Annotated in this window: 9 protein-coding genes; 3 read left to right on the plus strand and 6 right to left on the minus strand. The window is 61.6% G+C overall.

Features of this window, described 5'->3' with window-relative positions; all coding sequences use genetic code 11:
- From ACZ9IU_RS11045 to ACZ9IU_RS11060, 4 genes are all read right to left on the minus strand, one after another.
- Nucleotides 1–1,554 carry a DEAD/DEAH box helicase gene (locus ACZ9IU_RS11045; protein WP_038542912.1) on the minus strand — a complete coding sequence of 518 codons (1,554 nt, stop codon included), beginning with the start codon at nt 1,552–1,554 and terminating at the stop codon, nt 1–3.
- A 208-nt stretch (nt 1,555–1,762) separates the two neighbouring features.
- Nucleotides 1,763–3,076, minus strand: coding sequence for a M23 family metallopeptidase (locus ACZ9IU_RS11050; RefSeq protein ID WP_038542914.1), 1,314 nt, complete (start codon nt 3,074–3,076; stop codon nt 1,763–1,765).
- A gap of 92 nt (nt 3,077–3,168) precedes the next feature.
- The gene (locus ACZ9IU_RS11055; protein WP_038542916.1) at nt 3,169–3,996 is read right to left on the minus strand and encodes a ferritin-like domain-containing protein; all 828 of its coding nucleotides are present in this window, start codon (nt 3,994–3,996) and stop codon (nt 3,169–3,171) included.
- Nucleotides 3,997–4,011: 15 nt separating this feature from the next.
- Entirely contained in the window at nt 4,012–4,479 is a 468-nt protein-coding gene (locus tag ACZ9IU_RS11060) for a peroxiredoxin (protein WP_038542918.1), read from the minus strand.
- A 223-nt stretch (nt 4,480–4,702) separates the two neighbouring features.
- Here ACZ9IU_RS11060 and ACZ9IU_RS11065 point away from each other — a divergent pair, with 223 nt between their 5' ends.
- Nucleotides 4,703–8,008, plus strand: a complete 3,306-nt coding sequence (locus ACZ9IU_RS11065; protein WP_498957176.1) for a hypothetical protein — start codon at nt 4,703–4,705, stop codon at nt 8,006–8,008.
- 50 nt (nt 8,009–8,058) lie between these two features.
- On the opposite strand, the gene tyrS is transcribed toward ACZ9IU_RS11065, so the two are convergent.
- Nucleotides 8,059–9,312, minus strand: coding sequence for a tyrosine--tRNA ligase (gene tyrS / locus ACZ9IU_RS11070; protein WP_038542922.1), 1,254 nt, complete (start codon nt 9,310–9,312; stop codon nt 8,059–8,061).
- Between the two features lie 270 nt (nt 9,313–9,582).
- Here tyrS and ACZ9IU_RS11075 point away from each other — a divergent pair, with 270 nt between their 5' ends.
- A complete protein-coding gene (locus ACZ9IU_RS11075; RefSeq protein ID WP_051899714.1) occupies nt 9,583–10,770 on the plus strand; it encodes a GGDEF domain-containing protein in 1,188 nt (395 codons plus the stop codon).
- Nucleotides 10,771–10,817: 47 nt separating this feature from the next.
- Here the strand turns inward: ACZ9IU_RS11075 and ACZ9IU_RS11080 are convergent, their stop codons facing one another.
- The gene (locus ACZ9IU_RS11080; RefSeq protein WP_038542924.1) at nt 10,818–11,495 is read right to left on the minus strand and encodes an alpha/beta hydrolase; all 678 of its coding nucleotides are present in this window, start codon (nt 11,493–11,495) and stop codon (nt 10,818–10,820) included.
- Nucleotides 11,496–11,736: 241 nt separating this feature from the next.
- Between ACZ9IU_RS11080 and ACZ9IU_RS11085 the strand changes: the two genes are divergently transcribed.
- Nucleotides 11,737–12,903 carry a cysteine desulfurase family protein gene (locus ACZ9IU_RS11085; RefSeq protein WP_038542926.1) on the plus strand — a complete coding sequence of 389 codons (1,167 nt, stop codon included), beginning with the start codon at nt 11,737–11,739 and terminating at the stop codon, nt 12,901–12,903.
- The last annotated feature ends 74 nt before the right edge of the window (nt 12,904–12,977 follow it).

Genomic DNA, 12,977 nt, shown 5'->3' on the forward strand with positions numbered 1-12,977 from the left:
TTAAGCCTTGCCGCCGTTTGCAACGATCAGCATGAAAGCCGGAATATCGTCGCCGAAGCCGACCGGGGTTGGGCCATCATCGTGATCGCGGTGGTAACGCTGGCGGCGCTCGCGATTGTCGTCGTTTGCGGGTGCCGGTGCAGGTGTCGGCCGCGAATTGCGGTTGCCGCCATTGTTCTGCGGCTTCCTGTCTGCCTTGCGTTCCGGTTTCACGTTTTCCACCCTAGCTTCCACAAATGCCTCTTCGACTGCTTCAATCTGATTATCCTGGCTCTTCGTGTCAGCCTTGTGACTCGAATCGCCGCGCACGGAATCAGCACGTCCCGAATCGCTTCGTCTGCCGCGGCCGCGGTCCTTATCACGATCGCGGCCCTTGCGGCCACCGCGTTCGCTCTCATGGCTTTCCATCGGCGCGGGAAGTGCCGAAATGTCGCCATTCAGCCATTCGATCTTCTCATTGATGAGATTCTCGATGGCAGCGAGATATTTGGTGTCGGAGCGGGTAACGAGGGTAAACGCGCGGCCCGAACGGCCGGCGCGTCCGGTGCGGCCGATGCGGTGGACATAGTCTTCCGCATGGATTGGCACATCGAAGTTGAAGACATGGCCGACGTCGGGCAGGTCGAGGCCGCGTGCGGCAACGTCGGAGGCGACCAGCAGCTGGATATTGCCGTCGCGGAAATTCTGCAGCATCGTCGTGCGCGAGCGCTGGTCCATGTCGCCATGCAACGCGCCGACCGAGAAGCCGTGCCGCTCGAGCGAACGGAAAAGATCGGCGACATCGACCTTGCGATTGCAGAAGATGATCGCGTTCTTGAGATCGTCCTGCGCCTTGATGAGTTCGCGCAGCACTGCGCGCTTCTCGTAATCCTTGTTGTGCGAGGCAACGAGGCGCTGCGTCACGGTCTTGGCGGTGGTGGAAGGCTTGGCGACTTCGATCCGTTCCGGGTTCTGCAGGAAGCGGTCGGCGAGCTTCTGAATTTCCGGCGGCATGGTGGCCGAGAAGAACAGCGTCTGCCGGGTGAACGGGATCATCTTGGCGATCCGCTCGATATCCGGAATGAAGCCCATGTCGAGCATGCGGTCGGCCTCGTCGATGACGAGAATTTCGACACCGGTCATCAGCAGCTTGCCGCGCTCGCAGTGGTCGAGCAGGCGGCCGGGGGTGCAGATCAGCACGTCGGCGCCCCGTTCCAGCTTACGGTCCTGGTCGTCGAAGGACACGCCGCCGATCAGCAACGCGACGTTGAGCTTGTGGTTCTTGCCGTATTTTTCAAAATTTTCGGCGACCTGGGCGGCGAGTTCGCGGGTCGGCTCGAGGATCAGCGTCCGCGGCATGCGAGCGCGAGCTCGGCCCTTTTCCAGAAGCGTCAGCATCGGGAGAACGAAGGAGGCCGTCTTGCCCGTGCCGGTCTGTGCGATGCCGCAGATATCGCGGCGCTGCAGAGCATGCGGGATTGCCCCCGCCTGGATCGGCGTGGGGATCGTATAACCCGCGTCGGTGACAGCGGAGAGGACTTTCTGGCTCAGGCCAAGATCAGCAAATGTGGTCAAAGGGAATTCTGTTTCCGTTCCGGTTCTATGCGAACACTATGGGAGTCGACGCATGCTGGCCGACAACTGGCCGCGACATAGGACCAAAATGTCCAAAAGTCAAGGAAAGCAAGGCGATTGGCCGCCGGATTGGTGAATGAAGATCGCTGTTGACCAAGCCGGCTACCGTTCTGCCGGCGAAGAATTGCCTTTTGGCGGCCAGCTTACCTCAATTGAGGTAGGTGGTGAGCTTCATGCCGGCATTGAGGAAGTGCACCGGGTCGATCGGATTGCCGTCTCGGCGGACCTCGTAGTGGACGTGCGGGCCAGTGGAACGGCCGGTCGAGCCTGCCCTGCCGATCACCTCTCCGGCGGCAACCTCGTCGCCTTCCTTCACCAGGATTTTCGACATATGGCCGTAGCGGGTGGTGATGCCCTGGCCATGGTCGATCTCGACCATGTTGCCGTAACCGCTGGCAGCGCCCGCCGAGATTACCTTGCCGGAGCCGGTACTTTTTACGTCGTCTCCGGTGGAGGCCTGGAAATCGATACCGGCATGCAGCGCCATCCGGCCGAGGAAAGGATCTATGCGGTTGCCGTAGCGGCTGGTGACCGGCCGGCCGGGGGCGGGATTGCCGAAGGGCAGGTCGCGCGCCGTCTCGCGCACGCTTTCCAGCCGGCTGAGCGCCGCATCGAGCTCGTCGAGCGAGGCATCGAAGGCGCCGATATTGGTCTGCGGTGCGACATAGGGGCCCCCAACGCCGTCCGTGGCATCTTCAGTACCGTTGTCTGCGGATGCCACCTCGACGCCGGTCCGCTTCAGGATCGCGGCGATAGCGTCTGCGGTTTCCGAAGCGCCGGTGGTCAGATCAGCGATCTTGGCAAGCTGCTCCTTCTCGATGTTCTTCAGCGACAGCGTCACCTTGGAGAAAACCCGGTCGGCGCGGTCGGCGATGTTTTCGCGCAGAGGCGCATAACCGAGCGCGGTTGGCGCCTGGAGCGGGGTGGCGGAAGTCTTGCCGGAGAGCAGCTTCTCAATTGCCTGGACGCCGCCGCTGCCGCCGGAAAGCGAAGCCTGGCGTTCCTGGGCCGGTGGCTGGAGCATGGCCGGCATCGCTGTTTCCGGTGTCGTGAGGCCGGATTCCTCGGCGCGGTTCAAAAGAGAACCCAGCTTGCCGTGGCGCGAAAACAGGGCGTTCTGCTGTTCCAGCAGCTTCTCGACCTTTTGCTCGACCACCTGCTGGTCGAGGAGCTGGCGCGAGGTGATCCGGTCGAGCTGGGCGCGCAGCGCCGCGATCCGATCTTCGTAATCGTATTGCATGCGGGCCTGGCGCGCCATGGTCGCGCCGATCAGGTCGTCACGGATCACCAGATAGGAGGTGGCGCCAAGATAGCCGATTGCGAAAACGCCGAGAAAACAGAAGGTCAACGCGGCCATCCAGGGCCGGATGGTCATGTGGCGGATCTTCTCACCGCTGGCGAAAATGAGAACGTGCTGAGGCGCCCGTTTCCCAAACACCCGGCTTTCGGTTCCCTTCGCCACGCGGATCTCCCGGAGATGCGACTCGTTCGGCCGCTGTTCCTATTGTCGGGATTACACATGGATATGGTTAACGAACGCTTTAATCGAGGCGTTCAGGCGTAGCTGGTGGAGGTTAGCGACCTGTAGAATGACGGCGTCAGGCCCGCTTCGGCCCGGGCGATATCGTTGAACGGCGCTTTCAGCGATCCGCGGAAATTGGCGCGCACCAGCTGCTGGAACGTCGCTGCCGGATCCTTGCGCTCGCGGGCGCAGAGAAAGCGGAACCATTTTGCGCCGATCGCCACGTGGCCCTTTTCATCGTTGTAGATGACGTCGAGGATGGCCGCGCTTTCGAGATCGCCGGTCTCGCGCATCTTCGCCTGCAGGGATGGTGTCACGTCGAGACCGCGCGCCTCGAGAATGAGCGGCACGACGGCAAGGCGGGCGGTAAGGTCGTTGCGCGTGGAATGGGCCGCCTGCCACAGCCCGTCATGGGCTGGCATGTCGCCATAGTCGGCACTCATCTCGTTCAGCCGGGCCCGCACCATGCGAAAGTGTTTCGCCTCTTCGAAAGCCACCTGCATCCAGCCGTCAAAAAAGGAATTCGGCACCGGCTCGGTCGCAAACCGGGCGACGATATCGAGCGCCAGATCGACGGCGTTGAGCTCGATATGGGCGATCGCATGCAGCGTTGCGATACGGCCGTTGACGGTATGCAATGAGCGTTTGCCGACCGCCTTCGGCGGCACCAGCTCGGGCTTTGCCGGCCGGCCGGGACGTTCGGGGAGGGGGGCGTCGAGTGGAGAGCGGAGCGACAGCCGCCGCTCGAACCACCGGGTGGCGGTCTCCTGCGCCAGCCGCGTTTTGATATTGAGGTCGGCCGACAGGATTGCCGCCGTTGCGCCGCCCCTCAGCGACGTGATCGAAAACTCGCCCGACATCGATTTGTCTCCTGCCTATAGCGCCTTGAGGCTTTCAAGCACCTCCTCGGCATGGCCTTTTACCTTCACCTTCGACCAGATCCGGGCGATGCGCCCGTCCGCGCCGATCAGGAAGGTCGTGCGTTCCACGCCCATATAGGTCCGGCCATACATGCTCTTCTCCTTCCAGACGGCGTAAAGATTGGCAAGGGCAGTGTCTTCGTCAGCCGCCAGGATGATCGAAAGGTCATGCTTCTTGGCGAACTTGTCATGCTTCTTGACGCTGTCGGGCGACACGCCGATGACCGACGCGCCCGCCTTTTCGAATTCCGGCAAGAGACCCGTGAACGAGATCGCCTCCTTGGTGCAAGCTTCGGTGTCGTCTTTGGGATAGAAATAGAGGACGACCGGTTTGCCCGCGAACGCCTTGAGGGAAACGGAGCCGCCGCCGTCGCGCGGAAGGTCGAAGTCCGGTGCAATGTCGCCAATGGTCAAATCGGCCATGGATTTCCTTTCTTTCGCCGGTATCGTGGATGATATTCGCCACAATCGGTATATAGTCGCCCGAGCGACGTCCAGAGCGGTCGCGCCCGGCCCGACGACGAATGCAGAAAGATGAGTCCTCAACTTGGTATCGGAAATTCGCGGAGAAAGGGTCAGTTTCAGTCGGAAAGAAATCATTCCGCTGCATGAATTACCCTCCGCACAGGTCGAGGATCCGATTATCGTGCACTGCCCGCCGCCGAGCCGGCGAGGCAAACGAGTCGGCAAGACGGTACTGTTTTTCCTCCTGCTGGTGTTTATTGCGATCGGCAGCGCCGTTTTCGCGATCGAGGGCGGCATGGTCGACAGCACGCTTTCGTCGCGTGCCCAGAGCGCCATCAACAATGCCATCGGTCCACGTTACGTCGCTTCCGTCGGCTCGACCGCCATCCGTTTCGATTCGAGGTTACGCCTTGCGCTGGAAGCGCGTGACGTCGATATCGTCGAACGGGCGACCGGCGAACATCTGAGCCGTGCCGGCGCCATGCGCATGGCCGTCGATCCGCTGGCGCTTCTCGGCGGCCGCGTGTCGATCAAGCATATGGAGGCGGAACATATCCGTCTCGACACGGCGCAATTGCCTTCCGGCGATCCATTACCGATCTCGGAAGTCCGCGTCGATGCCATGCCGGCTCTGCTGGAGGAGATTTTCCAGCGTCTCGACGAAGCCAAGGCACTCATCGAGCGAACCGGGACCGGCTCCGTCAGCATCGCCGGAATAGAGATCCTCTTGCCGGCAGCGCCCGGACGCAAGCCGATCACGCTGGTCGTCGACGATCTCGAACTGACACGCAGCGCCGAAGGCGAGGTGGTGATCAACGGCGCGATCAGCCTCAACGGCCGCAAAGCCGTCCTCATCGCAGCGTCGAAGACCATCGAAGGGGTTACGTCGTCGCTCTCGGCCAAGCTGACGGGCCTCGAGGTGACATCCTTCATGCTACAGCGAACCGAGGATGGTCAGCCGCGCGAGGGGATCGAAGGCTCCCTTGATCTTGATCTTTCGGCGGTTCGCTCACGTGAGGCGGCAAAGCCGGCCATCACCGCGACGCTTCGCCAGTCTCCTGGCCATTTTTACTTCGATGGTATCCAGCAGACTTTGAGCGGTGCCAATATCAACGTGGCCTATGATTTCGCGAAGAACTCGATCGAGCTGCTGAAATCCGAGGTCCGTTTCGGGCCGACAATCCTGCCGTTCACCGGCGCGGTGATCGATCTCAGCCGGCTCAATCCGGACGACAAGCGTCCAGGGTTCGGCCTCGATGTTCTGATCAGCGGCGCAACAGCCGTCGGCGCCTCGGCAAGCGAGCAGCCCGCCCGCTTCGATCTCAAGGCGAATGGGCGATACCTGTCGGCAGATCGCGCGCTTCAGTTCGATGAGATGGCGGTTTCCAGCCCTCTCGGCCGCATGGCCGGATCTCTCAAAGTGCGGTTCGGCAACCAGTCTCCCGAGATCAGTTTCGGGGCGCAGCTGCCGCATATGGAAGTGACCGGCGTCAAGCAGCTCTGGCCGTTCTGGATGGCCCGCAAGCCGCGCGATTGGGTGATGGACAACATGTTCGGCGGCACCATCACCAATGGCTCGATCGCCGTCTTCATTCCGGCCGGCCGGATGAAGGGGCCGGGCATTCCGATGGAGCTCGACAAGAACGAGCTGCAGATTGGTTTTGATCTCGCCAATACCCGGATCAACCTGCCGGGCGACGTGCCTCCGCTGCGCGATATCGATGGCCGTTTCGATTTGAAGGGCGAGGTGATGCAGGTCGACATCGCACGCGCATCGTCCTTCTTTCCGTCCGGTCGGTTCGTCGCCGTTGAAGGCGGCCGGTTCTCGATCCCCTCGACCTATGTAAAACCGCTGATGGCGGACCTTTCGCTCAAGATTGCGGGGCCGGCCGATGCGATGACGGAGCTTGCGAATTTCCGGCCGATCAATGCGCTGAAGGGGACCGAGTTCAAGCCGGAGGATTTTTCCGGTCACGCGCGCGTCGACCTCAAGGCCCATATGGGGCTGATCCTGGCGCACAATCCGCCGAAACCCACCTGGAGTGCCCATATCGATCTGGACGACATCGATCTCGGCCCGCAGTTTTCCGGCCGCAAGATCGGCGGCCTGGATGGCACGCTCGACATCGACAACCTGGCGGCACGGCTTGTCGCCAAGGGGACGATCGATGATGTGCCGGCCGATATCACACTGGTCGAACCAGTCGGTCCGGCGTCGTCGGTCAAGCGCGAGCGGATCGTCAAGACCGTCCTCAACAACGATCAGCGGGAAAAACTCGCGCCGGGTCTCTCCGACGTGATCGACGGGCCGGTGACGGCTCAGTTGACGCGGATCGACGAAACTCGCCAATCCGTCTCGCTCGATCTCAGCCGAGCAACGCTTTCCATCCCGTGGCTCGGCTGGACCAAGGGCGGCGGCATTCCGGCCAAGGCGCAATTCGAGTTGTCTGACACCGGAGAACGTTCCGATATCCGCAATTTCGAACTCTCCGGCGACGGGTTTGGCGCGCGCGGGAGCTTCGCGCTCAATGGCGGCAGCCTGACGTCGGCGGACTTTTCGCATATGCAGCTCTCGCCGTCCGACAATTATGCGGTGAGCGTCAAACGCACCAAGGGCAATTTCGACGTCTCGATCAGCGGCTCCGTCGTCGATATGCGGCCCGTCGTCACCAAGATCCGGGCAGGAGGAAAGAGCGGCAGCGGCGCCAAACGCGCGGGCGACGATACGAGCAACGCCACCGTGCGGGGTAAGCTCGACCGCATGATCGGGTTCAATGACCAGACGCTCTCGAATGTGTCGTTCCTGTTTTCAAGCCGTAGCGGCAATATTTCGGCGGCGGATTTTTCCGGCTCGACGGAAAGCGGACAGGCGGTCGTCAGCGAGATGAATGCGGGCGACACGATTTCCATCACCAGCGGCGATGCCGGCGCGATCATCCGCTTCATGAACCTCTACGACAACATGCGCGGCGGCCTCCTGAACCTGCGCTTGAAGGCGCAGGGCGATGCGTGGACCGGTGCCATCGATCTGCGCAATTTCGCGCTGGTCAACGAGGCCAAACTCCAGTCTCTCGTTGCGACTCCGGACCAGGAGGGCCGCAGCCTGAACACGGCCACGAAAAAGAACATCGACGTCAATTCGGCCAAATTCCAGCGCGGCTTTGCAAGCCTGCTTTATCGGAACGGCTCGTTTGCCATAGAAAACGGCGTCGTGCGCGGCGAGCAGATTGGTGCGACCTTCCAGGGCCTGGTGCGCGATGCCAAGGGCAATATGGAGATGACCGGGACGTTCATGCCGGCCTACGGCCTGAACCGCCTGTTCGGCGAGCTGCCGCTGATCGGCGCCATTCTCGGCAATGGCCGCGATCGCGGCCTGCTCGGCATCACCTTCAAGCTCGAAGGCCCGTTTGAGAAACCGAGGCTGACCGTGAACCCGCTGTCGCTGATCGCGCCTGGCATCTTCCGGCAAATCTTTGAATTTCAATAAAAAGAGCCGCTCGTCGCGGCCCGTTTCAACTTGTTATCGAGACGCGCGGCTCAGGCCGGACGCACCAGGATGTGTTTCTTCTTGCCGAGCGAAAGCTTGATCACACCGTCGCCGGTGATCTCGCCGGTGCCGATGGTCATGCGTTCGTCGCTGACGGCCTGGTCGTTGATGCGCACCGCGCCGCCCTGGACGTGACGGCGTGCTTCGCCGTTCGAACCGGCAAGGCCGGCGCGCACGATCAGCGACAGGAGGCCGATCCCGGCTTCGAGATCGGCAGTGGGAACCTCGACCGACGGCAGGTTTTCGGAAAGCCCGCCTTCCTCGAACGTCTTGCGGGCGGTCTCCGCTGCTTCTTCCGCAGCTGTGCGACCGTGCAGGATGGCCGTGATCTCGGTTGCGAGGATCTTCTTGACCTCGTTGATCTCCGAGCCGCCGAGCGCTGAGAGCTTCGCAATCTCGTCCATCGGCAGCGTCGTGTAGAGCTTCAGGAAGCGCGGAACGTCCGCATCCTCGGTATTGCGCCAGTATTGCCAGAAATCATAGGCCGACAGCATGTCCGGGTTGAGCCAGATGGCGCCCGTCGCCGATTTGCCCATCTTGGCACCGGAGGACGTGGTCAGGAGCGGCGAAGTCAGCGCAAAAAGCTGCTGCGTCCCCATACGGTGACCGAGGTCGATACCGTTGACGATATTCCCCCACTGATCCGAGCCGCCCATCTGCAGCCGGCAGCCGGTCCGCTTGGCGAGTTCCACAAAGTCATAGGCCTGGAGGATCATGTAGTTGAATTCCAGGAAGGACAGCGACTGCTCACGATCGAGGCGCGTCTTGACGCTCTCGAACGACAGCATCCGGTTGACCGAGAAGTGTCGGCCGACGTCGCGCAGGAACTCGAGGTAGTTGAGGCTGCGCAGCCAGTCGGCATTGTTGATCATCAGTGCGTCCTTCGGACCTTCGCCATAAGCGAGGTAGTTCGCGAAGACACGCTTTATCGAGGCGATGTTGCCTTCGATCGTGTCGACGGTCATCAGTTGGCGCGCTTCGTCCTTGAACGAAGGATCGCCGACCATGCCGGTGCCGCCGCCCATCAGCGAGATCGGCCGGTGGCCGGTCTGCTGCATCCAGTGCAGCATCATGATCTGGATCAGGCTGCCGGCGTGCAGGCTCGGCGCCGTCGGGTCGAAGCCGATATAGCCGGTGACGATTTCCTTCGAAAACAGTTCGTCGAGCCCGGTCTCGTCGGAAACCTGATGGATGAAACCGCGCTCGTCGAGCGTGCGGAGGAAATCGGACTTGAACCTGGACATGATCTAACTCTGGCAGGGTGGGGTTTTGGGATATGTGGCCGCGCCTCTAGCACTGTTTTTGCCGGTAATCACTTCAAAAGTGATGTTGGGTGTGATCAGCGCAACGAATGGGCGGCGGCCAACAGGGAACCTTGCAATTTCCGCGGGACGCAATAGCAGCTGCAAGAAGGACAGGTTATGCATTAACGGTTTCTTGTTCCATGGGCTTTTAACATCCGGCCCGGGACGCGATAATCGGGTGGTGTGCAGGTCTCCTGCATTGATGGGCTGATGAACGGGGCTGCCTTTTTCCTCGCGGTGAATTTTATCATCGCCATGTGTTTCGGTGCGGTTTTTGTTGTGGTTTCCACGCGCAGCCGCTCGCGGACGGCTGCGCTCTGGTTTGCCGCCGCTTTTACCATCGCCTCGCTCTCGTCAGTCTGTGAGTTGCTGGTCGCCTATGCGTATCTCACGAAATTCTGGGCAATCTGCGCTTTCGCATCGGTGCTCTGCGGCATGACCTTGCTCAGGGTCGGTATCGGCACTCTCTACGGCCGGAAGGTCGCGCCCGTCTGGGCGGGCTGTTTCCTGGTGACGGGCATCTGCCTCGACCTGCTGATCTACGACCTGCCTCGGGGAACGGCCGCACATGCCTTTTCCTACCAGACACCGTTTGCCTTGGCGCTCCTTTCGAGTGCGGCGGCCATCTTTTCATCGACCCGCCGGCTGGCGATCGACCGGGCGCTTGGTTATCTGCTGCTGGCGACCGGCCTGCATTTTTTCGCAAAGGCGAGCCTTGCCGTGATCGCGGGGGCGGGCACGACCGCCAAGGATTATATCGGCACCAATTACGCGCTGATCTCACAAAGCTCGACTGCCGTGCTGATGGTCGCGGTCGGATTGACGCTGCTGTCGGTTCTGGTCCTGGAGATCATGGCGGACGAGCGCAGCAATTCGGAGAAGGACGCGCTTTCCGGTCTCGCCAATCGCCGTGGCTTCGAGAATGGCGTCAAGGCGGCGATGGCGCTGGCGCCGAAGGCCGGGCACGCGGTGATCATCTGCGATCTCGATCATTTCAAGCGCATCAACGACACCTACGGCCATCACGGTGGTGATCTGGTGATCCAGGCCTTCAGCGATCTGTTGCAGACGAGCGCCGCCAAGAATGCTGTGGTCGGCCGCATCGGCGGCGAGGAGTTCGCGATCTTCATCCCCAGTACGACGCTCGACATGGCGACGCTGTTTGCGCAGGCGCTCCGGGGCGGAACGATGGGAATAACGGTCAGCGCGCTCCCGTCCTCCTTTGCCGTGACTGCAAGTTTCGGCGTGGCGGAACTTGCGCCGGGAGGCGATCTTGCGGGAGCCATGCGAGACGCCGATGCTGCTCTCTACGAGGCCAAGCGCTCCGGCCGCAACCGCGTCAGGCAGGCGCGGCATATCGGCTCTCCGCAGCCGAAATCCATCAAAGCCGTCAAATGAAAACGGCCGCCGAAGCAGCCGTTTTCGCCAACAATTTTTGAAAGCGATCAGCGAATGCGCTTGGCTGCCGGTTCAGGCACCAATTCGCCGTTGAGGCGGCGGTCGAGATAATCCTCGCATTCGCCCATCAGCGTGTCCACCTGGCCGTTGAAGAAGTGATTGGCGCCCTCGACTATCCGATGGGTGATCAGAATGCCCTTCTGCGTCTTCAACTTTTCCACGAGCCCGTTGACGTCCTTTTCGGGGGCCACCTTGTCGCTGTCGCCGTTGATGATCAGGCCGGACGACGGGCAGGGCGCAAGGAACGAGAAGTCGTAGATGTTCGGCTGCGGCGCGATCGACATGAAACCCTCGATCTCAGGACGGCGCATCAGGAGCTGCATACCGATCCAGGCGCCGAAGGAATAACCCGCGACCCAACAGCTCTTCGAATCGGGATGCAGGCTCTGCACCCAGTCGAGCGCCGAGGCGGCATCCGAAAGCTCTCCGGCGCCGTGGTCGAATTCGCCCTGGCTGCGACCGATGCTGCGGAAATTGAACCGGAGTGTCGTAAAACCGCGCTTCTGGAACATGTAGAAGAGCTGGTAGACGATCTGGTTGTTCATCGTGCCGCCAAACTGCGGGTGCGGGTGCAGGACGATGGCGATCGGGGCGCTCTTTTCCTTGGATGGCTGGTAACGACCTTCAAGGCGGCCGGCTGGGCCGTTGAAAATGACTTCGGGCATCGGTACTCCGGTCAATATGTTCAGGCTCCAAACGAGTATCACGTCGAGTTTGACTTGACGAAGACGCTCAGCTTTTCTAAACTCAGTTTAGAACCATTCGAAACTTTGGGCTGCATGCTGGATGCGCGCCCGATGCGATGTCTCTTACGGCAAGGCCGACGGAAATTTCAAGGAAAATGCGGGTTCCCCGTCCGCCCATATGTAATTCAACATCTATCTAGAAACGGAAGCCGATCAGGCAATGGCGCTGAACCGCACATATCTGGACTGGAACGCGACCGCGCCCTTGAGCGCGCCGGCCCGCGCCGCCATGCTGGATGCGTTGCAATTGCCGGGAAACGCCTCGTCGGTTCACGGCGAGGGCAGGGTGGCACGCGCCGCAATCGACAAGGCGCGCCGGCAGGTGGCGGCGCTGGTCGGTGCAGAGCCGGCGCATGTGACCTTCGTCAGCGGCGCGACGGAAGCTGCCAATCACGTGCTGACCCCGGATTTCCGGATGGGCCGGGCGCCTTTGGCGATGAGCCGTGTCTATGTCTCTGCGATCGAGCATCCGGCGATCCGCGAAGGCGGTCGTTTCGATCCGGCCCAGGTGACCGAAGTGCCGGTGACACCGGCGGGTATCGTCGATCTTTCCGCACTTGAGGCGCTGCTGGCCGAACACGACCGGAGCGTCGGCATGCCGATGGTCGCTGTTATGCTGGTCAATAACGAGACCGGCATTGTTCAGCCCGTGGCAGACGTTGCGGCGATCGCCCATGCCCATGGCGGCTTGATGGTCGTGGACGCCGTGCAGGCGGTCGGCCGTATCCCGGTGGACATCAATGCGCTGGATGCGGATTTCCTGATCCTGTCGTCGCACAAGATCGGCGGTCCGAAGGGCGTCGGCGCACTCGTTTCGCGCGGCGAAGTGCTGATGCCGAAACCGCTCATCCGCGGCGGCGGCCAGGAAAAGGGCCATCGGTCCGGCACGGAAAATTTCCATGCCGTCGTCGGGTTCGGTGCAGCGGCCCAGGCCGTGCGTGAAAACCTTCATGACCGCAATGCCGGGATCGAAGAGTTGCGCAACCGGCTGGAAGCGGGAATGCGCCAGGCTGCCCCGGATGCGATCATCCATGGCGAGGGAGTTCTGCGTGTGGCGAATACCTGCTTTTTCACTTTGCCGGGGCTGAAATCGGAAACCGGGCAGATCGCTTTCGATCTCGAAGGTATCGCGCTGTCCGCCGGCTCCGCCTGCTCGGCGGGAAAAGTCGGCGAAAGCCATGTTCTGACGGCGATGGGGCATGATCCGAAGCTCGGTGCTTTGCGGATTTCGCTCGGCGTCGACACGACGGAAGATGATATCGCGCGGGCGCTGGCCGCCTTCGCCAAGATTGCTGGCCGGCGAAAACCGGCGGGCGAGGCGGCGTGACCGCTTCCAAAATTGCGCATGCGCAAATTTCCGCTTGCCAAAAGGTGTGAAAACCGCCTTCTGGCGCCTACATA

It is taken from the genome of Mesorhizobium sp. USDA 4132, from assembly GCF_056279545.1.

Excerpts from the sequence above, each read along its gene's own strand:
- ACZ9IU_RS11075 (WP_051899714.1), top strand. The coding sequence starts at position 9,583 with ATGAACGGGGCTGCCTTTTTCCTCGCGGTGAATTTTATCATCGCCATG.
- ACZ9IU_RS11060 (WP_038542918.1), bottom strand. The coding sequence starts at position 4,479 with ATGGCCGATTTGACCATTGGCGACATTGCACCGGACTTCGACCTTCCG.
- tyrS (WP_038542922.1), bottom strand. The coding sequence starts at position 9,312 with ATGTCCAGGTTCAAGTCCGATTTCCTCCGCACGCTCGACGAGCGCGGT.
- ACZ9IU_RS11055 (WP_038542916.1), bottom strand. The coding sequence starts at position 3,996 with ATGTCGGGCGAGTTTTCGATCACGTCGCTGAGGGGCGGCGCAACGGCG.
- ACZ9IU_RS11080 (WP_038542924.1), bottom strand. The coding sequence starts at position 11,495 with ATGCCCGAAGTCATTTTCAACGGCCCAGCCGGCCGCCTTGAAGGTCGT.
- ACZ9IU_RS11085 (WP_038542926.1), top strand. The coding sequence starts at position 11,737 with ATGGCGCTGAACCGCACATATCTGGACTGGAACGCGACCGCGCCCTTG.